Consider the following 23,849-nt stretch of genomic DNA (forward strand, 5'->3'; position numbering starts at 1 on the left):
TCGTACAGCATTTAATAATTATTTTATAGTAGCGTTCCGGCTTTTGATTACTTAAATTTTCGGTCGCTTTCTTTAATTTCTTTGTCATTAATGCTGGCATATCTTTTTTGCATTAGGCCATTTTTATCGAACTCCCAATTTTCATTTCCGTAAGCTCTAAACCATTGGCTGTTGTTATTTTGGTATTCGTACTCGAATCGCACCGCTATCCGGTTATCAGTATGTGCCCAATATTCCTTTTTTAGTTTGTAGTGTTGTTCGTTTTGCCATTTTTTGGTTAAGAAAGCGATAATTTCTTCACGACCGTAAACAAAAGTGTCTCTATTACGCCATTCACTATTTATAGTATATGCTTTCGAAACTCGTTCCGGGTCTTTACTGTTCCACGCATCTTCTGCTAATTGAATTTTTTGTATTGCCGTTCCTAATGTAAAAGGCGGTAAAGGGTGTCTTTGTTCCATGATGTTCTTCCTTATGTTTGTACTTATTTAAATAAAAATGGTAAATCCGTTGTGGATTTACCATTTTTAGTATCTCAGGAATTAGGCTTGTTGCACTAATTCAACTTGAGGAAAATCAACTACTGTTTTAGCCACATTGTTGAAGTAATTTGTGAAGATATTTAAAGCTACTGCTCCTACTATCTCTGCAATTTGAGCATCATTGAAACCAGCTGCTTTTACATTTTCAATTGCTGCGCTTTCTACATGACCTTTGGTCGCAATTACTGTTTTTGCAAACTGAAGTGCAGCGTTAGTTTTTTCATCATGTGAAGTTCCGAAACGAGCATCTTCAATAGTATGAGAATCAATTTTTAATAGTTGACCTCCGATGAACGTGTGTGCTGCGTTACAATATTCACAACCGTTTGCGTTGGCTACTGTAAGAGCAAGTAATTCATTTAATTTTCCACCAATAGAGCTTTCGTTTAGCGCTCCGCTGAGAGAAAGGTAACCATTTAAAACTGCAGGTGAATTTCCCATTGTTCTCATCATGTTAGGAACCATTCCTAATTTGCCTTGTACCGCGTTAAACAATTCTTTTGATTTCCCGGTTGTAGATTCAGGATCTAAAGCAATTAATCGTGCCATAATTTTTTAATTTTTAATGTTATAATAATTTTTTTGTTTGTCATTATCGACGGTACAAAGGTGCAGTGGTTTCCCGGGGTGGTTATAGACCTATTTTCCCGATGCGTTAGCAATTTTTCCCTTTCTAATTAAATTGCCTTTTTTTACTGCTTTTAACACTTTTTTGTGGCTCCTTATATACTGTTTTTGAGGAGCCGTTGTAAAATGATAACCTAGTTATTCTGCTTTGTATGTGCTATTGGTTAGTTATTTGCAGTCACTTTTTTTTAATTCCGGAGCTTGAGGAAAATCAACCGCTATTTGTGTGATGTTATGAATGTAATTTGTGATCATTTTATCTGCTATGCAAATTACAATGTCTATTACTTTACCCATAGTGTAGCCTGCCTTTAGAAAATTTTCTATAGCCTCGGGATTTATCTTTCCTTTGGTTTCAGCGATCTCCTTCGTAAGCTTTATCAGTATGTCTAATTTGGGATCAAATGAGTTATGCCCGTTACGGATTTCAAGAATTTCCTTTTTAGTAAAGCCGTTTCGGTTGCTAAAGTGGCTATGTGCTGCAATACAATATTTAGAATTGTTTACTTGACTTACTATTAAGTTAATGGATTCTCTCTCTTTGTATGATAGGGAAGTTTCGGCCTTGGATAAGCGCATATAATTTTCTAAGGCCGTATCTGAATACGCCAGTGTTGCATGAATGTTAGGTACAAATCCAATGCTATCCTGGAACTCATCAAATATTAACTGATTCTTAGGAGAAACCTCTTTTCTTGAAGGAACTTTTATCTTTTTCATTTTCTTGGAATTGTTAAATTTGTCCAATACGCCGCCACAAAGTTCCAATAAAAAAAGGTGTCCGTTTAGACACCTTTTCCCGATAATTTGACAATATTACCTTTTAACTTTTTATTTTGAGTTTTTCTCGATGTTCGATGGGAGAAATCCCTTCTTTATTTTTAAAGAATCGACTAAAGGTTTGTATGTCTTCATATCCCAGGTCGTAAGCTATTTCTTTTATAGATTTATCGGAATATTGTATTTGTCTTTTGGCATGCAACATAATTCTATCGTGAATTATTTGTAGCGGCGTTTTGTTGGATACAATAGAAAATAAGTTCGAAAGTGTTTTAGGGGATTTGTTTAGTTTGTCAGCGTAAAATGCCACATCATGGTGTTCAATAAAGTTGCACTCTACCAAATAATAAAATTCTCTGACTACATCTGATTGACTGGTTTCGAGCAATTCATAATTAGTTGATTTTTTAAGTATCCTAGCGCATTCAATTAAAACTCTTTTTAACATGGTTTGTAACATGTCAATTTGCAGGGTGTCTTTTGTTGCTATTTCCAAGCGGAACATTTTCCAAAGCATGTCAAACTTTTCAAATTCTTCCTCGGCTATAGAGATTCTCGGAATTGTGGCTGCACCAAAAAACAATACTCCTTTACAACTAACATCGTTATCATGCTCTACAACGCAATAGAATGTTCTATTGAATCGTAGTAATCTTGCACTAGTAAGGGCAATATCATCAATTTTATGCAGTTGTGTTAAAAAGATAATTTGATCTTTTTCAAGTATGTGTGTTTCGTTGTCTATTTCAATCCGTAGGTAGTCGTCTGTATTCCACAAGAGTGAGAGACTACTTTCAAAATTGTCGAAAAGGATATTCTTGTTGTCCTCCGTAAGTTCTGTCAAAGCGAGATATTCGCCTCCATTACCTGAGTATTTCATTTGAAAAAGATTTAAAGAAGGCGTCAAAAGTAAACAATTATTTTATTTTCCTTTTACAAGTTTGGCGCTTATTTCGGTGTCGGGAAGAATTGCCAACTACTAAGGTAGAATAGAAAATTAACTATCGACTTATTTACCGGAATTTTGCGGGCATCAAATTACAGGTTACTTATTCCTTTTAGTTTTTTTAATAGTGTTTGTGAGTACGATGAGTTAGTGTAATACTAATTGGTAATTCAATAAGCTTCTCAACACTTTATAATGATAGTTATGAAACAATTGTCGGATAAAAGAACAGTTTTGTATGGATGGGTTCGTTTTAAGCTGGTTTTTTCTTCTAAGGAAAAATAGTTAACTCAACGGGAAATGTTGTCTATAGCCATACTCTGTTAGTATTACATCTTTGCCTTGATTTATTAATGTTTTGATTTACTATTTGCGATGAGTTCTTTAAAAAAATATCCCTTGCCTCCCTTTACTATGGAAACTGCACTTGAAAAAGCAGTGAGCCTGGATGTAGTTTGGAATGGTTATTTGCCTGAAACTTTAGGTGGTATTTGCTCTACTGGTGTAGAGTGGCAAGACAATCTTAGTCATGTTCATGGGTTGGAAGCTGTGCATAAATTATTGCATAATTCGTGTGAAGGTGTTCAGTCATTTAAATCTCAGCGAACGCTGTGGGGGTTTAGGGTTAACCGTATGGCTGTTCGTTTTGTTTTTGAATGGCAGGATCATGAAGGATTTTGGTTTCGTGCAGCCGGAAATGAATTGTTAGAATTCAACGAAGAAGGATTGTTGCTAAAACGGTTTGCCAGTAGCAGTAATTGGATTGTCACAGTTGATGATTTAAGTGTATAACAGTATGCGTACAGATTTGATTTTGGGGATTTCGGGTAGTTTGAGCGAAGGTTCATCCAATAGTGCTGTTATAAGTGCTTTGGCGGATCAAGTTTCAGGCAGGGTAAATTTTGTTAGTTTTATTGGTTTAGAATTGTTACAGCCTTTTAATCCCCAAGTTAAGTCTATTCCGCCTGAAGTTGCCAATTTCAGGGCCCTATTAAGTAGTGCTTCTGCCGTGGTTATTTCGACACCTGAATATGCTTATGGAATGCCCGGTATACTTAAAAATGCTTTAGATTGGGTGGTTTTTTCAGGTGAATTATACCAAAAGCCTGTTGCAGCAGTTAGTGTTTCAACTATGGAGACAGGAGGAGAACGAGCTTTACTCTCCTTGCTTTCTACTTTAAGTGCTTTAGGGACAAAAACACCTAAATATCTTACTCTTAGTATCGGTAATAGTCGTAGCAAAATTTCTGAAACAGGTAAGATACTGGATGGAAATACAGTGCTACTATTGCAACTACTTACAGATCAGTTGTTAGAACTACTAGAAGTCAAAATTTAGATTCATTTTCTCATTTAGACCCACATTAATTTGACACTTATGAAATGTACTACTATGCCAATGGCCACTATTGTTGATAAGCAAAGCGGTCAACTGAAGTTTAAGCTTTTCCCAATTAAAAATGTGGCTAGCTTTGACCATAAGCGACACGTAAACTATTATACCATTTTGGTTATTGCAAAAGGAAAAGGAACTGGTGCTGTAGATTTTTCGGAGTTTATTTTTCTTGGAAAAACATTGTTGTTTTTTTATCCATTTCAGCAGTTTGTGCTTCGTAACTGCGATGACATTGAAGGGTATGCAATTCAGTTTCATCATTCATTATTAGCAGTTCCTGAAAAAGATTTTATTTCTTCTTTTGGGTCTTTAGACTTTGGTGATTGGTATACTCATTTAAACTTGTCCAGAGTGGAGTTGTCTGTCTTTTATAACATTATAGACAAGATGTATGATGATTTACAACAGTGTGATGAAGTAGTAAGTAACACTCTTATGAGTTTGCTTAGTGGGTTTTTGGATAAAGCTTTTCAAGTCAAATTTTATAAAAACATGAATTCTGATCAAACAACAAACTTACCATCTCAATTGCTGTTTGGGGTATACATCAGGGAGCTTATTGAAGCCAATTTTACGACTGCATACCGGCCTGAGTTATACGCTCAACTTTGTAAAACTACTGTAAAGAAAATAGAATCTGATTGTCTTTTATATTTTGATAAAACTTTGATTCAATTACTTGCGGAGCGACTTATTTTAGAGGCTAACCGGCTACTTTATTTAACCAATGATTCTATGGGGCAGATAGCCGATATTCTTGGCTTTAAGAATGAAAGGGTATTTGCTGAGTTCTTTTTTGAAAGTAGCCAGATTAGCCCAGAGTTGTTTCGATCTCTTGTCAGAGGCAGTAGTATAGATTTACCAACCTAGTAGCGACTTATCATTTTTTTACATATTCATTAATTTTACAAACACACTAAACATGAAAAAATCTTTATTTTATTTTGCCTTGCTGTTCTTTTCTTTCACAAGCTCTAATGCTCAAGAGTGGATTGCTATTACTTCACCAACGACAGCTGATTTTAAGTCCTGCTCATTTGTTACGGCTACCCTAGGTTGGATAATAACCGATACCGCTGTTTACAAAACTACGGATGGCGGTATTACTTGGGTGGCACAAATAGTACCAGCGATTCCTAGCAATGACGTTAGGGTGTTTTCCAGTATTCACTTTATTTCTGATACCGTTGGTATCATTGGCTGTGCCAATACTTTGTCGCCAGGGTTTAATCCGGCTAGTTTGAGTAATGTCTTATGGACCAATAATGGTGGTGCTACATGGGAGTACAAGGATTTGGGAGCTGCTGGAGACTCTGTTAATGACGCTAAACTAGTTGATACCTTGATTGCGTATGCCATTGGTAGAGCCGGGATGTGTAAAAAAACGGTAGATGGCGGTTTAACATGGACACCTTGCGATTTTAGTGTTTCTCCGCAATCTAATTCTTTCAAACTGGCTGCTATTAGTCCTGATACCGTATATTTTGGAGGGTTAGATTTTGGATTTTTTACCAACGGTTCCTTTGGCAGTACACTTGACGGTGGTGTTAATTGGGATGTCGTTACCGTTTCTAACTATACTATGCGAGCCATTGCGTTTACTTCTTCTCAAATAGGTTTTCTTGGCGGTGGTTTTGGTACTATTCTAGGCACCAATGATGGTGGTGCCAGTTGGACGACTGAAACGACTGATGTCTCAGACGGCAGTATTTTAGATATTTCCTTTGCAACTGCTACTTTAGGTTGGGCTGTTACTGATAGTGGAAGGATTTTACATACAGCGGATGCGGGTGCTACTTGGAATACAGAATTCACTACTTCCAGTTCTTTGCGCTCAGTTAGCTTTAGTGCCGATAGCAGCATTGGCTATGCTGTTGGGGATTCCGGTACTTTACTTAAATATGGCACTTCATTAGGTATAGAACAACAGCCATTAGCCGTTGGTTTTACGGTTTATCCTAATCCATCCCAAGGTGCAATGAATATTAATTTAGCAAATACCGGTAGTGGAGAAAAAAGTGTTAGTGTTTATACTATGCTTGGACAACTAATAAAAACAAACACATTTCCTTCAGATACAGAAATAAGTATTTCCAGAGATAAGTTGCCAGCGGGTATCTATTTAATTACCCTAACTCAGGGTAGTAAATTTTTGGGGTCGACTAAAATTATTTTTAAAGATTAGTTTATTTCACAATCTAAATTACTGTTGCATTGTCTTTACTTTTGATAAGTAAGTTAAGGCGTTGTAAATGAATTTATAATTTAATTGATTAGGTTGAAAGAAATGGCTACAGCAGTTGATGTTGTAGTCTTTTTGATTTAAATAGTATCTCTATTTTCTTTAGGTTAGATGCATTACATTTCGTTTAGCTCATTATTAATATTCGTTCTCGCTTGTACCTCATGCTTTTCTGCAAAATACTCTGTCTTGTATATGTTATCCATTTGTAGAAAATGGTTTAATGCTTTTTTTCTCCCTGAAGTGTACATGAAATCAGGATAGATAGAATACTCTTCTCTAATTTGTTCGGTGTATTTTTGATAGTCTTCTGGGCTTTTGCCTAAAATGGCTAGGTCAGCATCAATTAGGAAATTTGTATCACTATCCTCTGTAATTTCATGCTGTTTGGTTGCCATTATCATATTAGCACATTTTGCTATTTTGTCGGCGGCATAGCCAATAGTCGCTAACCTTTGCATCGCTAATTTGGCACTATCACCCTCATTGGTATTACTTGATGCTTTGTAGAATATGTCGTGGTAAAATACAGCCAAAAGGGTAGTGTCCCAGTCTATGATTTTTTCTTTTACCTCTTTTAAATCTTTTATCATTGCTTCTAAATGATCAATAGTGTGGTACTGTCTTTTTGGTTCAGAGTATTTAGTGAATATTTCCAACCAAAGGTTATTGGCCAACTCGTGGTCTTTGGAATATTTTTTAACGAGTTGTAAAAATGTATCAGTTAGCATAAATGTGGTAGAATGGGTAAATTTAACTATTAAAATCTTTTTATAATAGATTATAATATCATTTTGTACCGAAGCAAGCCAATTTTATGTTTTAACGGATATGAAGCATAAAGGTTTATTACTTTATTTTTTTTTAGTAGACTTTAAGGTTTTTTTTGGATATTCTAATTCTAATTCGTGTTCTAATTGAATTATAGTATTGTTTGTGAATGTTAAAATTGCGTAAATAGTAAAAGTCCCCCATCCTGAAGTCTCCAATTTGAATTTGGATTCTCTATCTTTAATAACTCTAACAGGATTTATGAAAGTATGGTGTAAATTATAGGTAACAAATTCTATTTTTTCCAGATCTTCTTTTTTTGCCTCAATCCAAACTGCCCAATCCCAATAATCATCTCCAATATATTCATAAGATTGAGAAATATTGTAATTTTCAAAACCTTTGTTTATTTTAAATCTAGTAGCTTTCATAATTAACTGTCTTTTTGTAGGTGTACATTCATTAATCCAACAGAAACAAATCCAGAACTCCAGCTTAACCTATTAGGACCTGTGACCGTAATTTCTATTAAAGCTTCATCATTGGGTATTTTCTTGATTATTATACCATATCCACCTTGAAATCTCTCCAATTTAGCTTCTTCCGTGTCATAGTACTTCATTTTGTTTAAAAACCTGTAACTGCATTTGATATCGTTAATTTGTGGCTTTATTTCCTTCACAAATTCATCCGGTAATAACATAAAAATTTTATGTGTCAACTTTGCCTTTTCCTTCATTATGAATTTAGCTATTTCCATCAATAGATAGGATCTGTCTTCGAATTCATATTTTTGAAGTTTACCAGTTATTCCTTTTTGTGGGTCAACATTTTTTTCTCTCAATTCAAAAATGGGTTTCTTTTGTCCAAACGCTAAGGATAATTCTTCAATTACCCATTTATGTGTTGCATAAATACCTTCTGAATTAGGATTCCCTCTCTGTGTTAAAAAACCTATGCAAGCATCACTATCAGTAATTCTTGTAATTACCCCTTCTGCCAAATCTTCTCCTTGCATTTCTTCACCAGTTTCAATCTCACAACCTAAAGTTTGAATAAACGGAATAATAAGTTCTTTAATCCATTTATCATTTTCATTATAGCCAAAGCCTACAAATACTTTCATAAAATATCTTTAATATTATTTTCTGCATACTTTTCCCCAATTTCTAAAAGAAGATCAATATTTTCGGAATAATCCATTTGCTTGATTGATTCAATTTGGTCATCATTTAGTATGATTCCAATTTTTTTTAATGAGTCATTAGTTAAAATTACATTATGTCTGATAAAAGTAAATAATTTATCTTGTTGCTTTATATATTCCAACTTATCTAAATCATCAAATTGACTATCAACGATTACTTTTTCGCCTTTATTGTACCCGAAAGCATCCATTATTATTTGGTTCATCTCTAAAGCATCAACCATGAATAAGTCAGATAATTTAGGAGCCCAACTAAGTGATCTTAAACTTTCCAATTCTGATGGGTCTTCTTTTTTTAGTCCGTTACCGGTTCCCAGACTTGTAATATGAATATCATTTATGCCGGATTTCCATTTATAACCAAATGAAGGAACTGTAGCTACAAGAAAGGTCTGCCAAGCCGGATTATTAGCTAAACTTACTCCGCCATCAATGAAAGTTGCTTCAAAGCTTTCACCAGCTCGGGTTTTTAAGGTCAACTTTTTAGGTTTAAAATAATATGGAGCAGCCCCTGATGCTCTACACAATTCCCATAGTTTGAGATGTGAATTTGCCTCATAGTATTTTCCATCAGGATGATTTGTAACTGTCCAAAGGCTATATGTATCAGCTCTTTTGCAATTAATTGCCAAACCGCATTTAATTTTGTCAGAATCACCTATTTCGATTTCTTTGAATGTATCCTTTAAATATTTTTCAAGCTTATCAGAATCGTAGTTTTCATTAAAAATTGCTCTTAAACCAGTCCAATTCCTTTTAAAAAACTTATGTTTTCTTCCTGCATCAAAAATTTCTTCCCCTAAACTTTTATACAATTTTATAATCTCATCGACACTTTTTCCAATGGCTAAGGCCGAAGCAATTATAGCTCCGGTACTTGTTCCGCTTATTAAGTCGTAATAATTGCCTAAAACTAAATTAGGATCCTTTTCTTGAAGACGGACTAAGTTTTCTATTTTTTTAAGCATTCCTAAAGTTAGAATACCTCTTATGCCACCACCGTCGAGTGTTAGTATTTTCTTAGGTCTTTGACTATTTCTCAATTTACTTGTTAATGCGCCCATACTGTTTATATTACCAGTTAATATTCATCTCGTCTCTTAGAAAGTTAGCGATTTGCTCCATATTAGTATGTTTTTCTATATTTTCATCCGGTATAGAAATATTATATTCGGTTTCAAATTCAGTAAATATTGACAGATGGTTCATGCTATCCCATCCACCGGAAATACCATAGCCAGAATCATTGGTGATATATTCTACAGGGACATTTAAAACTGAAGCTACAATTTCGAAGGGATTTTTGTTTTGGTTAGTCATTTTTTATAAAATTTAATAATTCATTATAGTCAATTTTTGCATTCGGGCTTCTTGGAAATTTATCGATTTTTATAAATGCTCGTGGAATTTTGTAAGGTTCTATTTTTTTTATCAGAGAGTCTTTTAATTGGCTTTCGTCAAAATCTTCATCAGTTTCAATTAATGAATACAAAAAGTTTTGATGTAGTATTGTTACGCTTGGTTTATTTAAAAACTCAGTTATTTTTAGATCAATCTCATCCGGTTCAATTCTGTATCCATTAACCTTTATTTGCCTGTCAATCCTGCTGGAATAATAGAGGTGATTATCTTTTTTGAGAACTATATCACCTGTTTGAAAGGCACTGGTTTCAGTTCCGTCAATTTTTTCAATAACAAATTTTGAATCCTTTACATGACCTAAATAACCTTTACCAATATAATCCCCATAAATTATAATTTCAAAGGCTTCAGAATCATCATCAAGTGGTTTGAGTTTAAAATTCCATCCATTTATTGGAGTACCAATGCTTAGAGTTGGATTGCAGAAGTTTTCATAATTATCTTTTTCAAATTTTTGCCAACTACAAAATAAAGTTCCTTCGGTAGGTCCATAAGTGTTATAAATTGACATTGTGGGTTTTTTATCGAATAGAAAGTCCAGGTGACGTTTATGAAGCGGTTCGCCACAAAAAGTCATTAGTCTGATAGATGAAATGTCTATTGGTTTTGTCTTGCTTCTTTCAATCATAAAATCTACAGCACTTGGGACTGAGTGCCAAATGGTAATTTTATATTTTTGAATTGCACTTGTTGGAATCAGTTTTGATGTCATATCTGGCATTGCTATAAGTGTAGCTCCTGAACAAAGACAAGTGAAAATGTCAACAATACTCAGATCAAAGCTCAAATATGAAAACTGCCCCCAAACATCATTTCCATTAGCACCATATGTTGGGATAGACCATTCTAAAAATTTATTGAGTGCTTTTCTACACACTTTAACTCCTTTTGGCATTCCAGTTGAACCGGATGTGTATATAACATAGATTATATCTTCAGGATTATGAGAAACAGCAATCTCAGAATTATTAAAAGGTTCATTTAATAATTCTGATACAAATAACGTCTTTTCAGGATTTAATTCACTTTTATTTTGGTCATCATCTCTAACAATTATAAAATCAGGCACAAATTCACTTATAATTTGCTTTTTTCTATCAATTGGAGCATCGGGATTAAGAGGGCAGTAGATTCCCGCAACATTTAGGGTAGCAACTATTAAGGCATATGACTCTATTCCTTGTTTTAAATCAATAACTACTCTTGGGTTAGAACAATTCTTAGTCAGACTATGAGAAAATTGATTAACCAGTGAAAGAAAGTCAGCATAGCTTATTTTTCTTTCGCCTTCAATCACTGCAATTGTATCAGGATAGTTTATTGCATTGTTTTTTATCAGCTCAATAAAATCTTTCATGATTTTTTTGTTAAAGGTAAAATATTATCAATATCAATATCTGGGCAAACAACACTTTGTTGTAGTACATCAACAGGAAAGAAGCATTCAAAAGAAGCATGTTTAATATCGTCAAGATTTAATTTTTTCATTACTTTCCTAATATTACCCTGAGCCGATGGGAGGTCAGAAAATGCTTTTGCGGCTCCTAGTACACCAAAGGTATGAATGCCATGAACTAAAACCACCGATGTAGTAGGATTAAAAGGATTTGGGAACCTAGCAAAATAGCCATAATCTTTAACTACTTTACCTCCTCTATATACAGCAGAAAATTTTTGATCCTTATAGGTCATAGTTTCATCTTCATCATCTTCTTCTGAAAACGAGTAACCAATTTTTACATTCATCTTATCCATTATCAAGGCACATATACTGTTACCATCTCCATCTGAATCACCTGGGCCACCAATAACAACCAGATTATCTTCAATCTGGTTCTTAAATTCTTCGGATGAATGAATATGGATTTTTACACCTCTATAATTTCTATTTAAGAAATTCATAATTTCTAATATAGTATCAATATCTCCCACATTATTCAGAAAGATATAATTTTTTGACTCTGGTGAAGCAAACTCACTTTTTTCCGGCTCAGGAGGAGCAATAACATTAATGTTACCAGCGTTATTTGGAAACCAAATCTTGTTCAAGTAAATATTTGCTAATGAATCGTTATTGAGAATTTTTTTAAATTCATCAGCAAGATTAATTACAACACTATCCAAAAGATTGTCAAATGTATCATATAGAATAGGTAATCTGTCTTTAATGTCAGCAGGAACTGGAAAAGTTCCAATCGACTCTTTTGTTTTGATTAATAGAACCGGAATATTAAGCCCATAAAGTAATCCATATTCAAAAAAGATGTTTGGTTTACTTTCTGTGATGTCAACAATACCTATATGACTTCCTCTAATATTTCTTTCAATTTGTTGAGGCAAGCCAGTAAATGAATCGCTAAAGACAAAAGTTGTTTCAATATCGAAATCATTATCTTCATCTTCCTTTCGGACAATATTCTCTGCCTGAGATATTAATAATTTTATATTTGTTCTAAATTTTTCAAGATCATAGTCAGGATTTTTTGGCTCAAATGGGTGAGAGACAAAAATATTTATGGAACGATAACTTTTACTCATGGCATCTTGTTTTAATGAAACCTCTCCATGATTTTACAGTTTTTTGCTCTCCATTAATTAAAGCCATTCCTTCATTTACATCAGTTCTTACAATTTCTTCGGCACCTATATAAGCGCAAGGACCAATCTTTCTGGGGCCAATAATTAAAGCATTTACTCCTATAAAACTTCCTTTGAGGATAACTGGTGATGGCTCTTCGGTTTCATCCCAATCTAAACTTGCATCTCTATGTGTATGAGCAATCTCACCGAGATAGGTTACATTATCTTCAATGATAGTTCTATCTGCTACATTGCCAGCTATAATACAATTGGCGCCAATTTTTGCCTTGTAAGTGACTTCTTTGCCAGAGAGGACTTTTGTTCTCTGGCCTATTTCTGCTTCAGGTCCAACAACACATTTATGATCAATATATGCTGAATCTCTTATAATAGTTCCAAAGTGAATGACACAAAACGCTCCTATATTAACGTTATCCTCAATTATTATTTCACCATCTTCAGGGTCGCCATAACCTATACATGTTCCATGACCAATTATGACATTATTACCAATTTTAACATTTTCGTGAACATATATACCGGTTCCAATTTCTTGATAGTGTTTCATAGCGAATTTTCAATTATTGACAATGCTTTCCTGTATATACTTCTATGTATTTCCTTAGTTTCCGGGAAATCTAAATCCTCATCATCTTCAACTCCAAATCCATGACCTACATTAGGTATTATTTCCAGTTGTGTTGCATTTGATTTATATTTATTTGAAGAGGCTAAGGGAACATCTTCATCCTCATTACCGTGGAATATTACTACCTTCTCACCAAGATTCAATAGTGCCTTAATTCCATTTATATATTTCAATTCATTTATAAGTCCTCTTCCAAAATGTATATCAGAAGAATTTACAAATCCTTTTTTTGCCAATTGTTTTTGTGCTTTCTCTGATAGTAAACCATTTTCAATAAGATCGTTTCTTTCAAGCACATCGTTTTCATAACTTATTACAGGGGCATTGAGAATTACTTTTTTGATTTCAGTTTTATTGGCTGAATCAACCCAGTATGCAGATAGTCCTCCACCAAAGCTTGTTCCTATTATAAAAAAAGATTTGACTTGTGGCCCTGAATTTTTTCTAAGAGCATTAAATGCTGCATCTATATCATTGACAATACCACACAAAGAAAGATTTTCCAAGTTTGTATCTCCATCATTTTTACCACCATGATAACGATAGTCAAAACGAAGAGTAGTTATCCCTTTTCCCGATAGGAATTCAGCATAATCTGAATGAAATCCTAATTCGTCTCTTGATGATGTGATTCCATGAACAAAAAGCACAGCCGCTTTTTCATTATCAGCTTTTACCAGTGTACCATTAAGTTCATAGCCATCATAGCTATGAAAGACAATATTTTCTTGTTTCATGATTTTAATTTTAAGTATAAAGTTTCGAAAAAATCGGGTTTATAGATGTTATAATTTGTGTTTAAATATTTTACTATCTCTGTAAATTTATGCAATTTGCTTTTTGACGTTAATGTTTCAATTAAATTGATATTACTTTTGCGTTCATCAATAATCATGTTCCAAAAGTGTTGATCAGATGTTTCAATAGTTAATTCTTTTTTAAACAAACCGGAAACAAATATTTCACCATATTCCTGGAAAAGTATTTTTTGCTTATAGTTTTTAAATGGATCAAATTCGGCATGGTAAACCTTTTTTTCAGACAAAACAATCTTCTTGTCACTTTCAATCATTTGTAATATCCAGTCTTCGTTATATATGTTTAAAAACTTATGTTTAATTTTCTGAGGCTCTAAATATAAAAAGCCACCGGACAGAAACTTATCATCATCTAAAATGTTTAACGAAGACTGTATATGGCCAATAATAGAATCATCTTTCATGCCTTCAATATTATATGACACAAAATTGTCTGTTAAGATTTCAAAACCATAATCATAATCCTGTTGTTTATCAACTGTAATATCATCATCACAAAATAGTACTTTATTGTAATTATTTGTTTTTGCATAATCCAGAGCAAAGTTTCGACAGTTGCCTAAATTCCAACTTTGACTTCCAAAACCAGTACTGTTTTTATTATTGTAAAATTCTCCATACTCGCTTTTTCCTAAATAAGCGGTATTAGATATTGAATTTGCAATTAATTTATTTTGATTGATTGAATCAAATGAATATGAGTCATCAATTATATGTATTTTATATTTTGTCGGATCTATTTTTTCTAAACTCTTTTTAAGAGATAGTGGTCTTTCTTTAGTAAAAATGAATATTACATTCTGCATATTTTTTACATAATTAATTCAATGTTTCTCACTAAAGTGATATTTTATAGTACACTTTTTTATCTGTTTTAGTGAAAGTATTTACTTTAATCTGCCAAGTATTTTTAATAATAAATTGGCTTGTTTATAATTTAGTTTTCTAATTCTTGTAGTTCATTAACGAGATTAGTTCTTGCTGTCTTTTCATATTTTTCGAAAAAGTATTCTGTTTTGTAAATTTTTTCCATTCTCAATAAGTGTTGAATAACCTTTTTTCTTCCAGAGTTATAAATGAAATCAGGATAGACATTATATTCTTCTCTGATTTGCTCAGTATATTTCCGATATTCTTCCTCATTTTTTCCAAGTATTGCTAAATCGACATCAATTAAAAAGTTGGTGTCATTATCCTCAGATAGATTATGAAGCTTAGTCGCTAGGATCATTCTTGTACATTTTTCTGTTTTTTCAATAGGATATCCAGCTTCGGTTAGTCTTTGTTTTGCTATTTTGGCACTATCTTCTTCATTTGTACTGCTTACCGCTTTATAAATGATATCGTGAAAAAAAACAGCTAAAAGTAATGTATCCCAATCATTAACTTTGTCTTTGACATTTTTTAAATCAGAAATCATTGCTTCAAGATGATCTATCGTATGATAATGTCTTTTTGAATCTGAATATTTTGTAAATATCTCAAGCCATAGGTTATTTGCTAGTTCATGATCTTTTGAGTTCTTTGCAAAGAGTTGTGAAAAATTATCTGTTAGCATCCGATGTGTTAATTTTAGTTTTATTTTAAAAGTAAATATAACACTTTAAATGAGCTTTTTTTCGCAGATTAATTCTTATCAGAAACAAGATTTATTTTTTACTTAAGACATTTTTCGGTTTCACAAATGGCAAATTTTTATTTATTATTCGTTTTAAATTATAATCAGATATTACCCAATTCATAGGGTAGGGAATTATAGTGTCACTTGGAATCATTGGTAAATTCAGCGTATCATATGGTTTTTGTTGTAATCTGAATTTACTTTTCCTGATATAATTTTCTAATTTTTCATTGCTCATGTTGGTTTGTTTTCCATAGGTGCCCAAAACAGTTAACAAAGGTGCAGCTAAGTCATTTACTAAAGGGTGCAATTCTTTTTTTTCTTCTTTTGAAGGGAGTCCGTTGGAAATATAAATTACCTTGAACCTCAATTTCTTCAAAAGTTTATTGTTGGCACTAGTGCTGTCTTTTTCCATACGATTTTCGATGTGTTGGAGCAATTCGAGCGTTATGCCGCCTCCACTGTTATCAAAATACCCACCATCTACAAAGTACTTATTATTTATTTCACCAGCTGGTGAAACATAAGGGAATCGCGCACCTAAAATAACGGCAGTACTTAGTTTTATGTTCTTTTGCGTTTTTCCATTGTTGCAAGCATCTATCTGTTTCAATACATCCATTCGATTAGTAAAGGGAGGCTCCATTTTAATATTGCTTATAACCCCGGGAGTACCTGTTTCTAAATTAGTAGTGTTAATAAATACTAGAGGCAATTTTCCCTTGTAATCAAAAATTGTATCTAAAGTTCCTTTAAAGTAATTACTGATTAAAGGACTATAATTTGAGTTTTCCATAGCATCCTCTAAGGCAGCAGCTCTATCATCCATTGGAACAAATGGGACTAAATGGCGAAGTAAGTCGGGACCTAAAAAACGTGCTAATGTATAAGTCAGGAAATCCGTCCGCATAAAAAGCCCGGCTTGTGATTCCTCATTTTTTTTAAAGTATTCGCTTGTATTGTTTTTATTTTGTTCTACCAATAATGAATAATAGGCAAGATTACCAACTGAACCTCCAGAAGCACCAGCTAAACTTAAAAGATGCGTTGAAAATCTATTTTTTCGATCTTCACTCTCTAATTTGGAGAGTACTGAAGCCACCCAATAGCCTGACTTAGATGCTCCACCATCAGCAATTACCAAATAAACAGGGTATGGATTTTCGTCATTTGATTTAAGAATAGAGTCGTAACGAACAGGATTATTTAGCCAATCGTTTAAATAAGTGTCGATATCAGATCGTTTGTTGTATAAGTTTGTTGTTTGGGCTATTTCTAAATCTACATCATAAGGATCACTCAAATAGCCTATTAAAATTGCAAATATCAAAATAGGAAGTGTCAGCCGAACGTTATACAACAGTGCCTTATGCTTTATATAACAAACCAGACCTACCCACAATCCCATAGCCAGTAATAAGCAGCCAAGTGAACCATATAAATCTGCGAACGATGGAGAAAAAACGACAAAGAGATAGATAGCAAATGCTGTTAAAGCCAGTATATTATAGAATGCTTTCCATTTTGAATTTTCAAATTTCTTTTGTTGTAATTTTTGTCTTCTCCATATTACCAATTTTACAAATCCAATCTGTAATATAAAATACACTAGCGACATTATGAGCCATACCCAAATGTGTTGCCTATATTCATCAAATACAAAAAATTTAACTTTTGAAGTTCCGTAGACAAATGCATAAATCAGGAATGAAGCGTAAATAATGCAACAAAAAATACTAATTATTGTATATTTTTTTTGCTTAGAATTGAATGCATAATCCAATAAAAAATAAAAGAGATTATGAAATATAAATAATCCCCATAAGAGCCAAACACCCTTGCCGGGAAAATCTATTGTAGGTAAATTTAAAGCAGCTATCTGTAAACCAACTGCCACATTGTAACCTAAAATTCTCGGAAAGTGTCTAGTTATTTTTGATGTAATCCCTCTTTTTGACTTGATGGTGTCGGATACCAATCGCGAGCTAAACCATGCAAACATCATCCAGAAAAGTAAACTTATATTCGTGAAGACAAAAGGGCCTAAATATTCTGCAGCCTGCATGACCATATCCTGACCCTGAGATAATGAAACTATTATAAAATAATAGACAGTTAGAAAGAATATTCCTGGTAAGAACAAGTATATAGGACGAAATATTTCGCTAAGAAGTTTAAAAAGTGTCGCTGCCCAATTTTTAAAATATTGAAGTTTCATAAATTTAAATTTCAATTATTTTAAAGAAACATCGTTTCTAGTAGGACCGCCAAATCCAAAATTCAATGACAATAAAGAAATCAATGATCCATTTGTTGTAAAAATGGGTTTGAAAGCACTTCCTATTTGATAGGATAAAGCAATTTGTTCAGTTAACCGATAACTAAAAGTACCAATATATTGAAAGTCATTTGAATTGTCTTTTAAATACAAGGTGTTTCCATTACTATCTGTTCCGGATGCTATTAATGAGCTACTTTTTCTTCCAGTTGCTTCAAAATCGACAGTAAATTTTTTAAAATTCCCAGTAACAGATAGCCCATAGTCTAAGTTGTTATCATAAACTTTTGAATCGGGAAAATATTTTTCGAAATATTCTTTGTAATACCGCTCATACCTAAGAGATGCATTTACCTTAAGAAATTCAAGCTTTTTTGAGAAGCTATAAGAGGGCGTTAACCAAACTGAGTATCTTGGAACTTCAGAAAAGGAAAAATTATTATCGGGAAAACTTAGAAATATGGCATAAGCAAAATCAATTGATGTTCCTTGGCGCGCTTTAATATAACCTTTAAACTCCTCATAAGCCAATGCCCGGTCAGTATACTCAGTTTTAATTTCCTTTTCTACCAGCTCACTAAATGAAATAAAGAAACTGTCTTTCTCATCTATTTTAAAGGCAATATCTTCCGCTTCGATATAAATTCTGTTTACCATTTCAACAGCTTCTTTTTTTGTTTTAGTTTTTAGAACTGAGTGAATCCGATTGGTAAGATTTGTTCGGATAGCATTTAAATAATCATCCTTTGTTTTATGGGTTTCGGAGTCAAGTGACTCCAAATCAACCATAATTTTAGCACCAATTTGTTGATTTACGATAAGTAAATCACTTGACTCTTTTATTATTTTCTTGTCTTCATTATTGCCAAAAAATAAAGAGGTTCTATAACCTATTGCAATTGCTTTTGTTGCTGTCTCGTCCTGAAGGAGGAAGTTTTGAGTAGAAGCTAAAGAAAACGATGAGTTTCTAACGATTTGTTTAAATGCATCTTTTGGAAATAGATATTCTTCTAAACTCAGGCCATGATCTTTTGCCCAATAGGGTGTAAATTCAAGGCCAAAATCGTCAGGATTGGTTATTCCACCTTCCTCGTTACTGAAATTAGAATACAAGGCAGCTTCCAGCGCTCTAAATGATTTCGGTTTCATAACAACACTTGGCTGCATTCCTAATATAGACGATGCAGGTGAATTAGGAGTTGTGAGTGTATTTATCAGTTTCTGACTGGACATTTCAACTGACATGATAATTAAGAGAAGTAGAATTAATCGTTTCATGATAGATGAAATTTAATTTTTAAAATTACATAAGGTCTGTCAGTTTCACTTTTTGGATTTTCGTGTCTTACCAAAAGAATATCGTTTAAATAATATTCAATAATTATATCCTCTTCCTCGGGAATAGGATTGGCAATATCTGATACACTTATTGTCTTCTCTTTTTTTAAGTCGTCAATTTTACCTAAATTACTTTTACCTGAATTTGCAATTTCTTTATCATCATCTCCTGGTATATTAATGACCGTATGCCCAATGTTTCCATCAGAAATGAATTTTATCTTAAAAATGATTTCTTCTTCTTTATTACCAGTGTATGACAGATTTTCGTAGCGATAAATTTTTCTCATAAGATATTTTTTAGTTAATAGAATAAATTGTTAAATCCTTTCAGGTTAAATTGAAATAATCAACTTTATACGGAAGCAGATATTTCATTGGAAAAATATGTATGGTGAGATTAAACAATATTTAAATTTTTTTTGCGATTTGAGGATAATCACCCTATTATTTATATGTTAACCAAATGTAGGTTTTGCTAATTACATATCATATACTTGAAAATACGTAATTAGCAGTACATTATATACGTGTTATTACTAAAAAATCGCATTCTGTACTATAATTGATAAATTGAGAATTGTGAACTCTTGTTAAAATTATAACAGTTTGTTCGTTGTGAGTATTCATAAATGGATATTTTTACATCATTTATAAGTATAAATATGTATTCAAATGAGTAATTATACTTATTTCAAACTGTGTTATTAACCTATACATTCGTTATATTACTATGAATGGAAGTAGTTTATTTTAAATTTTACTTAAAGCAAATATGATTTTGTCCTTTTGGAATATATTTCTAGCCATCTTGTTTTTGATGTTATTTTTTTTATTATTGATTGTTTTATATAAAAACAGTTCACTCAATATCAAATTAAAAAAGACAAAACAGCTTATATTGCTCTCCCATGAGATTGAAAAAAAAAATACGAGTAAAATTGGAGAAATGATTCATGACAAAATCCAGGGTGACTTGATAGCCATTAAAAATTTTATTTTTATTTATTCCCAACTTAAGGACGAAGAAACCAAAAATGAAATATTTTCGAGCTTGCAAATGACATTGGAAGAATCCATTTTGAATGCAAAAAAAATATCACATAAGTTAAGTCCACCTTTTTTAGATAGTGGAGATTTTATAAAAGCTATTGAGTATTATTTTGATTCTGCCAGTAAATCAACAGATAAACATTTTTTGATTAGAACAAATAATTTATTACTTGATATTTCTGAAGATAGAGCATACGTATTATTCAGAATAATTGAAATGTTTTGTGATAATGTTATTAGGGACGAGAAAGCAACAAAATTTTTATTAAACTTTAAAAGTAGCAATGAAATTGAATTAATTGATGACGGAAATTCTTTCGTTCCTAATTTTAATGGTCAATCTTCCTCTGAAAATTTATTTTTGGGTTTAGTATTGTGTCTTAAAGTTTTGAATGGAGAAATACAACAACAAATCACTGAGAAGGGAAATCATTTTGTTTTAAAATTTATTAATAACTAATTATGGTAACAGTTGCTCTTGTAGATGATCATCAACTTTTTAGAAAAAGTCTTTCTTTACTGCTGAATTCGTTTGATGGTATATCAACTGTTTTTGATACAGATGATGGTAAAAGCTTGTTTGTGTTTCTTGAAGATGCATCATTGGATGTTGCTCTGCTTGATTTGCAAATGCCCTTAATGGATGGTTATGAACTTTGTAAGTTGTTGAGAAGTAGTCATCCACAAGTTAAGATAATCATTGTTTCACAGTTAACAACAAAGGAAGCAGTTCATAAAGTAATGGAGCTTGGGGCTAACGGATTTTTCACAAAAAATTCTCCTCCAGAGCAATTAGAAATTGCTATTAGAAGCGTTATGGAGAAAGATTATTATTTTGATCTAGAGCTTTCAGCAGTAATCAGAGAAGCAATATTGTGGGAGAAAAAGTTTCCTGGTAATTCTAATGGTATTAATGGTAGCAATTTTAGCAGACGTGAGATAGAGATTATATTGCTTTCCTGTCGAGAATGCAGTAGTAAAGAAATAGCTTCTAAGTTGTTTATAAGTGTGAGAACAGTGGAGAAGCACAGAAACCATATTATGGAGAAAGCCAATTCTAAGAATTTTATTGGAGCTATATTGTATGCCTTAAAAAATAATTATATATCACTAGATGATGTTTAATTACGTGTTTGCACGTATTGTCTGATGATATTATTCATTATAATTTTCGAAATAAAATGATGAAAATCAAAGCAAATCAAAGACAGGCAGTTGTTATCATCCATGGAATAGGAAACCAAATGCCTATGGAGACTGCGAGAGAATTTGTAGAAAATATTAAAGATGATAGTGATATTCTTTATAGTAGTCCGGATAGAGAAGCCAATTTTTTTGAAACCAGAAGATTAAGTTTAAGTGGGAAGAAAACCGACTTTTATGAGTTTTATTGGGCTAATCTGGTTAATGAACCAACCAGTTCTGATTTAAGAGAATGGATTAGCGTTTTGTTATTCAGAAAGAAACCTTCAGAAAGGGCTAAAAAGTTAGTTTTTTGTGCTCGAATAATAATTGTTCTGTTCCTGTTTTTGTTCGGATATTTTATCACTAAAGATATTTTAAAAAGCTATTCAGAGAATGGTTTTTCAGCATGGAATTCGGGTGCTTTTACCGTTTCAGCGTTTTTAATTATACGTTTTTTGCTTCCCAGGATAAATTTAAAAGTATCTGAGACTGTTGGTGATGCGGTTAAATATCTTACGCCATCTCCAGAGAATATTGACTCAAGATATAAGATTAGGCAAAAGGGGGTAAGCCTACTAAAGAAGCTACATGAGAAAAAGGACAGAGACGGAAAGTTAATTTATTCAAGAATAGTAATTATTGGTCACAGCTTAGGGAGTGTAGTAGGGTATGACATAATCACTAATTTATGGCATGATTACATCTATAGTTATGCGCCAGAAAAGGCACTAGTTTTGCAACCTGTTTTAGAGGAGATGAGTGCGCTTATAACAAATTATCATAAAAGCAAAGAGGCAAAAACATCTCCCATAGAGGAATATAATCGATTGCAAAGCATGTTGTATGATGAAATAAAATCATTAAAGAACCCTTGGCTAATAACTGATTTTATAACTATTGGTAGTCCGCTATGTCATGGCGCTTATATTATGGCAAAGGATTATGCTGAATTTGACAGAAGAACCAACTATAGGGAATTGCCTTTGAATCCTCCAAAAATTGAAGTGAAGCGTGTGGGTAATGATATTGTAAAGGATTATAAGAATGCTATTTCTTATCCGGAGAAAGTTAAAGATAGTGAAGGCAATGACATCCCACTTAAGATTATAAATCATTCTTCACAATTTGCTTTTATTCGTTGGAATAATATCTATTTCAGTAATGATTATATAGGAGGTGATTTGAATTACTATTTTGGAGAAGGTATACAAAATCATAGATTTATCCCTAAAGGGGGGTATGTTAAGAGAAAATTCCCATGTGTTTCCCATACTAATTATTGGGATCAAGGGCAAGGAGAGACTTTAGTCTTGCTAAGAAAGCTATTGTTTTAAGATTATCTTTTATCGTTATTACAGATTACGTGTTTATACTTATTGTTTTGTATTTGTATTAGGATTAGTTTTATTTAAAAATTTGTGAACTAATACCCAATAGATTATGGCTTTTGATTTTTCAATCACAAGTAGTGTTCTCTCCAATGGAAAGACAGCTTATAATGGACAATTACTTAATAGTACGGAGTCTAAATTTACATTTGCATTCAGGACCACTTACCTTGATAATTTCGGGTTGTATAATATAAGTGTAAACAATAATTTAGTTTATAAACCTGAAGATTATGTGCAAAAAAATAAGTTTTGGGCATACTTTATCTACCCAACAGTCATGGCAGAAAGTAAAGGCTCATTTCTTTGTTTAAATACTTATGACAGAGCAAAATTTACTTTTACTTTTATGCAATATGCAGCTCATGTTCCTAACGGAGACTTTGTGAAATTTTTCAAGAAACTTTTAGCTTTGCCTAAAGCAAAGGACTATTTTCCAAAGTTGGTGTTGCAAAATAATCAAATTTTTTATCGCAATTCAACTGGTATTTTAAGTCCTTTGGAATCTAATACAAGTAGTCAGGCTTTAATGGATTATCTTAATCCTACTTTGACCGAGGTTGATCAACAAGAGTTGATTTGTGCAGCCAGATTTGTTCATTGGGCCAGTAATGATCCTGAGCATCGTAAGATTCAAGTTGAAACTGCGATAGTAATGTATAAAGAGAATATGAAAGAATATCATGAGAGATTTGGATTGCATGGCGCGCCGGCCAAAGTTTGTCAAATGATTTGTGATATCCGTCACCAAGGAAGAGGAAAAAATGATAGAATTGCCTTAGCCTTAAATACTAACGGTAATTATGAGAAAGCTTTTTCCAATTTATGTACTATAGGAAGCGCAAATTACCAAACCAGAATAACAACTGTTCGTAATACTATCAATAAATTAGTTACTGAAGGTAAGTTCAGTAAAGTTTATGATGCGCAATCAGGTGAGTTTGTGTAGACAAAGTTGCCATTACCATATTTCTCAAGTATCTAATCTAAATGATTAAGCTGTCTT

At 32.7% G+C, this 23,849-nt stretch carries 26 protein-coding genes; 8 read left to right on the top strand and 18 right to left on the bottom strand.

The window, feature by feature from the left end; all coding sequences use genetic code 11:
• Nucleotides 1-47: 47 nt before the first annotated feature.
• From B3C16_RS11165 to B3C16_RS11180, 4 genes are all read right to left on the bottom strand, one after another.
• The gene (locus B3C16_RS11165) at nt 48-461 is read right to left on the bottom strand and encodes a nuclear transport factor 2 family protein (protein WP_291131675.1); all 414 of its coding nucleotides are present in this window, start codon (nt 459-461) and stop codon (nt 48-50) included.
• Nucleotides 462-542: 81 nt separating this feature from the next.
• Entirely contained in the window at nt 543-1,091 is a 549-nt protein-coding gene (locus B3C16_RS11170) for a carboxymuconolactone decarboxylase family protein (RefSeq protein WP_291131677.1), read from the bottom strand.
• A gap of 246 nt (nt 1,092-1,337) precedes the next feature.
• Nucleotides 1,338-1,889 carry a carboxymuconolactone decarboxylase family protein gene (locus tag B3C16_RS11175; RefSeq protein WP_291131679.1) on the bottom strand — a complete coding sequence of 184 codons (552 nt, stop codon included), beginning with the start codon at nt 1,887-1,889 and terminating at the stop codon, nt 1,338-1,340.
• Nucleotides 1,890-1,992: 103 nt separating this feature from the next.
• The gene (locus tag B3C16_RS11180) at nt 1,993-2,829 is read right to left on the bottom strand and encodes an AraC family transcriptional regulator (RefSeq protein ID WP_291131681.1); all 837 of its coding nucleotides are present in this window, start codon (nt 2,827-2,829) and stop codon (nt 1,993-1,995) included.
• A gap of 441 nt (nt 2,830-3,270) precedes the next feature.
• On the opposite strand from B3C16_RS11180, the gene B3C16_RS11185 reads away from it, so the two are divergent.
• Genes B3C16_RS11185 through B3C16_RS11200 form a run of 4 tightly spaced genes read left to right on the top strand, consistent with a single transcriptional unit; the run spans nt 3,271 to nt 6,476 of the window.
• The gene (locus tag B3C16_RS11185) at nt 3,271-3,687 is read left to right on the top strand and encodes a DUF1348 family protein (RefSeq protein ID WP_291131683.1); all 417 of its coding nucleotides are present in this window, start codon (nt 3,271-3,273) and stop codon (nt 3,685-3,687) included.
• A 4-nt stretch (nt 3,688-3,691) separates the two neighbouring features.
• Nucleotides 3,692-4,234 (top strand): NADPH-dependent FMN reductase, encoded by a 543-nt coding sequence (locus B3C16_RS11190; protein ID WP_291131685.1) that lies wholly within the window; start codon nt 3,692-3,694, stop codon nt 4,232-4,234.
• 54 nt (nt 4,235-4,288) lie between these two features.
• A complete protein-coding gene (locus B3C16_RS11195) occupies nt 4,289-5,161 on the top strand; it encodes a hypothetical protein (protein ID WP_291131687.1) in 873 nt (290 codons plus the stop codon).
• A gap of 52 nt (nt 5,162-5,213) precedes the next feature.
• Nucleotides 5,214-6,476 carry a YCF48-related protein gene (locus B3C16_RS11200; protein ID WP_291131689.1) on the top strand — a complete coding sequence of 421 codons (1,263 nt, stop codon included), beginning with the start codon at nt 5,214-5,216 and terminating at the stop codon, nt 6,474-6,476.
• Between the two features lie 173 nt (nt 6,477-6,649).
• On the opposite strand, the gene B3C16_RS11205 is transcribed toward B3C16_RS11200, so the two are convergent.
• From B3C16_RS11205 to B3C16_RS11270, 14 genes are all read right to left on the bottom strand, one after another.
• The gene (locus B3C16_RS11205; protein WP_291131691.1) at nt 6,650-7,264 is read right to left on the bottom strand and encodes a hypothetical protein; all 615 of its coding nucleotides are present in this window, start codon (nt 7,262-7,264) and stop codon (nt 6,650-6,652) included.
• Between the two features lie 123 nt (nt 7,265-7,387).
• Nucleotides 7,388-7,735 carry a pYEATS domain-containing protein gene (locus tag B3C16_RS11210; protein WP_291131693.1) on the bottom strand — a complete coding sequence of 116 codons (348 nt, stop codon included), beginning with the start codon at nt 7,733-7,735 and terminating at the stop codon, nt 7,388-7,390.
• Nucleotides 7,736-7,737: 2 nt separating this feature from the next.
• The gene (locus tag B3C16_RS11215; protein WP_291131695.1) at nt 7,738-8,430 is read right to left on the bottom strand and encodes a hypothetical protein; all 693 of its coding nucleotides are present in this window, start codon (nt 8,428-8,430) and stop codon (nt 7,738-7,740) included.
• Nucleotides 8,427-9,575, bottom strand: a complete 1,149-nt coding sequence (locus B3C16_RS11220; RefSeq protein ID WP_291131697.1) for a patatin-like phospholipase family protein — start codon at nt 9,573-9,575, stop codon at nt 8,427-8,429. The genes B3C16_RS11215 and B3C16_RS11220 overlap by 4 nt, the downstream gene beginning before the upstream one ends.
• Nucleotides 9,576-9,585: 10 nt before the next feature.
• Nucleotides 9,586-9,831, bottom strand: coding sequence for an acyl carrier protein (locus tag B3C16_RS11225; RefSeq protein WP_291131699.1), 246 nt, complete (start codon nt 9,829-9,831; stop codon nt 9,586-9,588).
• Nucleotides 9,824-11,290, bottom strand: coding sequence for an AMP-binding protein (locus B3C16_RS11230; RefSeq protein ID WP_291131701.1), 1,467 nt, complete (start codon nt 11,288-11,290; stop codon nt 9,824-9,826). Before B3C16_RS11230 ends, B3C16_RS11225 begins: the two co-directional genes overlap by 8 nt.
• On the bottom strand, nt 11,287-12,471 hold the full coding sequence (locus tag B3C16_RS11235) for a hypothetical protein (protein WP_291131703.1): 1,185 nt from the start codon (nt 12,469-12,471) through the stop codon (nt 11,287-11,289). The genes B3C16_RS11230 and B3C16_RS11235 overlap by 4 nt, the downstream gene beginning before the upstream one ends.
• Complete coding sequence (locus tag B3C16_RS11240; protein WP_291131705.1) at nt 12,464-13,081, bottom strand: hypothetical protein; 618 nt, start codon at nt 13,079-13,081, stop codon at nt 12,464-12,466. The genes B3C16_RS11235 and B3C16_RS11240 overlap by 8 nt, the downstream gene beginning before the upstream one ends.
• On the bottom strand, nt 13,078-13,899 hold the full coding sequence (locus B3C16_RS11245) for an alpha/beta hydrolase family protein (RefSeq protein ID WP_291131707.1): 822 nt from the start codon (nt 13,897-13,899) through the stop codon (nt 13,078-13,080). Before B3C16_RS11245 ends, B3C16_RS11240 begins: the two co-directional genes overlap by 4 nt.
• Nucleotides 13,896-14,786: a hypothetical protein gene (locus tag B3C16_RS11250; protein ID WP_291131709.1), complete on the bottom strand. Its 891-nt coding sequence runs from the start codon at nt 14,784-14,786 to the stop codon at nt 13,896-13,898. The genes B3C16_RS11245 and B3C16_RS11250 overlap by 4 nt, the downstream gene beginning before the upstream one ends.
• A gap of 131 nt (nt 14,787-14,917) precedes the next feature.
• Nucleotides 14,918-15,538, bottom strand: coding sequence for a hypothetical protein (locus tag B3C16_RS11255; RefSeq protein ID WP_291131710.1), 621 nt, complete (start codon nt 15,536-15,538; stop codon nt 14,918-14,920).
• A 91-nt stretch (nt 15,539-15,629) separates the two neighbouring features.
• Nucleotides 15,630-17,819, bottom strand: coding sequence for a patatin-like phospholipase family protein (locus B3C16_RS11260; RefSeq protein ID WP_291131711.1), 2,190 nt, complete (start codon nt 17,817-17,819; stop codon nt 15,630-15,632).
• Between the two features lie 15 nt (nt 17,820-17,834).
• On the bottom strand, nt 17,835-19,157 hold the full coding sequence (locus B3C16_RS11265; protein WP_291131713.1) for a hypothetical protein: 1,323 nt from the start codon (nt 19,155-19,157) through the stop codon (nt 17,835-17,837).
• Nucleotides 19,154-19,507 (bottom strand): hypothetical protein, encoded by a 354-nt coding sequence (locus B3C16_RS11270; RefSeq protein WP_291131715.1) that lies wholly within the window; start codon nt 19,505-19,507, stop codon nt 19,154-19,156. Before B3C16_RS11270 ends, B3C16_RS11265 begins: the two co-directional genes overlap by 4 nt.
• Nucleotides 19,508-19,992: 485 nt before the next feature.
• Here B3C16_RS11270 and B3C16_RS11275 point away from each other — a divergent pair, with 485 nt between their 5' ends.
• From B3C16_RS11275 to B3C16_RS11290, 4 genes are all read left to right on the top strand, one after another.
• Nucleotides 19,993-20,730, top strand: a complete 738-nt coding sequence (locus B3C16_RS11275; protein ID WP_291131717.1) for a hypothetical protein — start codon at nt 19,993-19,995, stop codon at nt 20,728-20,730.
• Nucleotides 20,731-20,732: 2 nt separating this feature from the next.
• The gene (locus B3C16_RS11280) at nt 20,733-21,395 is read left to right on the top strand and encodes a response regulator transcription factor (protein ID WP_291131719.1); all 663 of its coding nucleotides are present in this window, start codon (nt 20,733-20,735) and stop codon (nt 21,393-21,395) included.
• A gap of 59 nt (nt 21,396-21,454) precedes the next feature.
• Nucleotides 21,455-22,789: a hypothetical protein gene (locus B3C16_RS11285; RefSeq protein WP_291131733.1), complete on the top strand. Its 1,335-nt coding sequence runs from the start codon at nt 21,455-21,457 to the stop codon at nt 22,787-22,789.
• A 106-nt stretch (nt 22,790-22,895) separates the two neighbouring features.
• Entirely contained in the window at nt 22,896-23,792 is an 897-nt protein-coding gene (locus B3C16_RS11290; protein ID WP_291131735.1) for a hypothetical protein, read from the top strand.
• The last annotated feature ends 57 nt before the right edge of the window (nt 23,793-23,849 follow it).

It is taken from the genome of Flavobacterium sp. UBA7682, assembly GCF_002482945.1.
Lineage (GTDB): Bacteria > Bacteroidota > Bacteroidia > Flavobacteriales > Flavobacteriaceae > Flavobacterium.

Coding starts and splice junctions, on each gene's coding strand:
- B3C16_RS11265 (WP_291131713.1), bottom strand. CDS start 19,157: ATGAAACGATTAATTCTACTTCTCTTAATTATCATGTCAGTTGAAATG.
- B3C16_RS11235 (WP_291131703.1), bottom strand. CDS start 12,471: ATGAGTAAAAGTTATCGTTCCATAAATATTTTTGTCTCTCACCCATTT.
- B3C16_RS11200 (WP_291131689.1), top strand. CDS start 5,214: ATGAAAAAATCTTTATTTTATTTTGCCTTGCTGTTCTTTTCTTTCACA.
- B3C16_RS11290 (WP_291131735.1), top strand. CDS start 22,896: ATGGCTTTTGATTTTTCAATCACAAGTAGTGTTCTCTCCAATGGAAAG.
- B3C16_RS11195 (WP_291131687.1), top strand. CDS start 4,289: ATGCCAATGGCCACTATTGTTGATAAGCAAAGCGGTCAACTGAAGTTT.
- B3C16_RS11165 (WP_291131675.1), bottom strand. CDS start 461: ATGGAACAAAGACACCCTTTACCGCCTTTTACATTAGGAACGGCAATA.
- B3C16_RS11210 (WP_291131693.1), bottom strand. CDS start 7,735: ATGAAAGCTACTAGATTTAAAATAAACAAAGGTTTTGAAAATTACAAT.
- B3C16_RS11245 (WP_291131707.1), bottom strand. CDS start 13,899: ATGAAACAAGAAAATATTGTCTTTCATAGCTATGATGGCTATGAACTT.
- B3C16_RS11205 (WP_291131691.1), bottom strand. CDS start 7,264: ATGCTAACTGATACATTTTTACAACTCGTTAAAAAATATTCCAAAGAC.
- B3C16_RS11250 (WP_291131709.1), bottom strand. CDS start 14,786: ATGCAGAATGTAATATTCATTTTTACTAAAGAAAGACCACTATCTCTT.
- B3C16_RS11175 (WP_291131679.1), bottom strand. CDS start 1,889: ATGAAAAAGATAAAAGTTCCTTCAAGAAAAGAGGTTTCTCCTAAGAAT.
- B3C16_RS11230 (WP_291131701.1), bottom strand. CDS start 11,290: ATGAAAGATTTTATTGAGCTGATAAAAAACAATGCAATAAACTATCCT.
- B3C16_RS11240 (WP_291131705.1), bottom strand. CDS start 13,081: ATGAAACACTATCAAGAAATTGGAACCGGTATATATGTTCACGAAAAT.
- B3C16_RS11170 (WP_291131677.1), bottom strand. CDS start 1,091: ATGGCACGATTAATTGCTTTAGATCCTGAATCTACAACCGGGAAATCA.
- B3C16_RS11270 (WP_291131715.1), bottom strand. CDS start 19,507: ATGAGAAAAATTTATCGCTACGAAAATCTGTCATACACTGGTAATAAA.
- B3C16_RS11185 (WP_291131683.1), top strand. CDS start 3,271: ATGAGTTCTTTAAAAAAATATCCCTTGCCTCCCTTTACTATGGAAACT.
- B3C16_RS11225 (WP_291131699.1), bottom strand. CDS start 9,831: ATGACTAACCAAAACAAAAATCCCTTCGAAATTGTAGCTTCAGTTTTA.
- B3C16_RS11255 (WP_291131710.1), bottom strand. CDS start 15,538: ATGCTAACAGATAATTTTTCACAACTCTTTGCAAAGAACTCAAAAGAT.
- B3C16_RS11275 (WP_291131717.1), top strand. CDS start 19,993: ATGATTTTGTCCTTTTGGAATATATTTCTAGCCATCTTGTTTTTGATG.
- B3C16_RS11190 (WP_291131685.1), top strand. CDS start 3,692: ATGCGTACAGATTTGATTTTGGGGATTTCGGGTAGTTTGAGCGAAGGT.
- B3C16_RS11180 (WP_291131681.1), bottom strand. CDS start 2,829: ATGAAATACTCAGGTAATGGAGGCGAATATCTCGCTTTGACAGAACTT.
- B3C16_RS11220 (WP_291131697.1), bottom strand. CDS start 9,575: ATGGGCGCATTAACAAGTAAATTGAGAAATAGTCAAAGACCTAAGAAA.
- B3C16_RS11215 (WP_291131695.1), bottom strand. CDS start 8,430: ATGAAAGTATTTGTAGGCTTTGGCTATAATGAAAATGATAAATGGATT.
- B3C16_RS11280 (WP_291131719.1), top strand. CDS start 20,733: ATGGTAACAGTTGCTCTTGTAGATGATCATCAACTTTTTAGAAAAAGT.
- B3C16_RS11260 (WP_291131711.1), bottom strand. CDS start 17,819: ATGAAACTTCAATATTTTAAAAATTGGGCAGCGACACTTTTTAAACTT.
- B3C16_RS11285 (WP_291131733.1), top strand. CDS start 21,455: ATGAAAATCAAAGCAAATCAAAGACAGGCAGTTGTTATCATCCATGGA.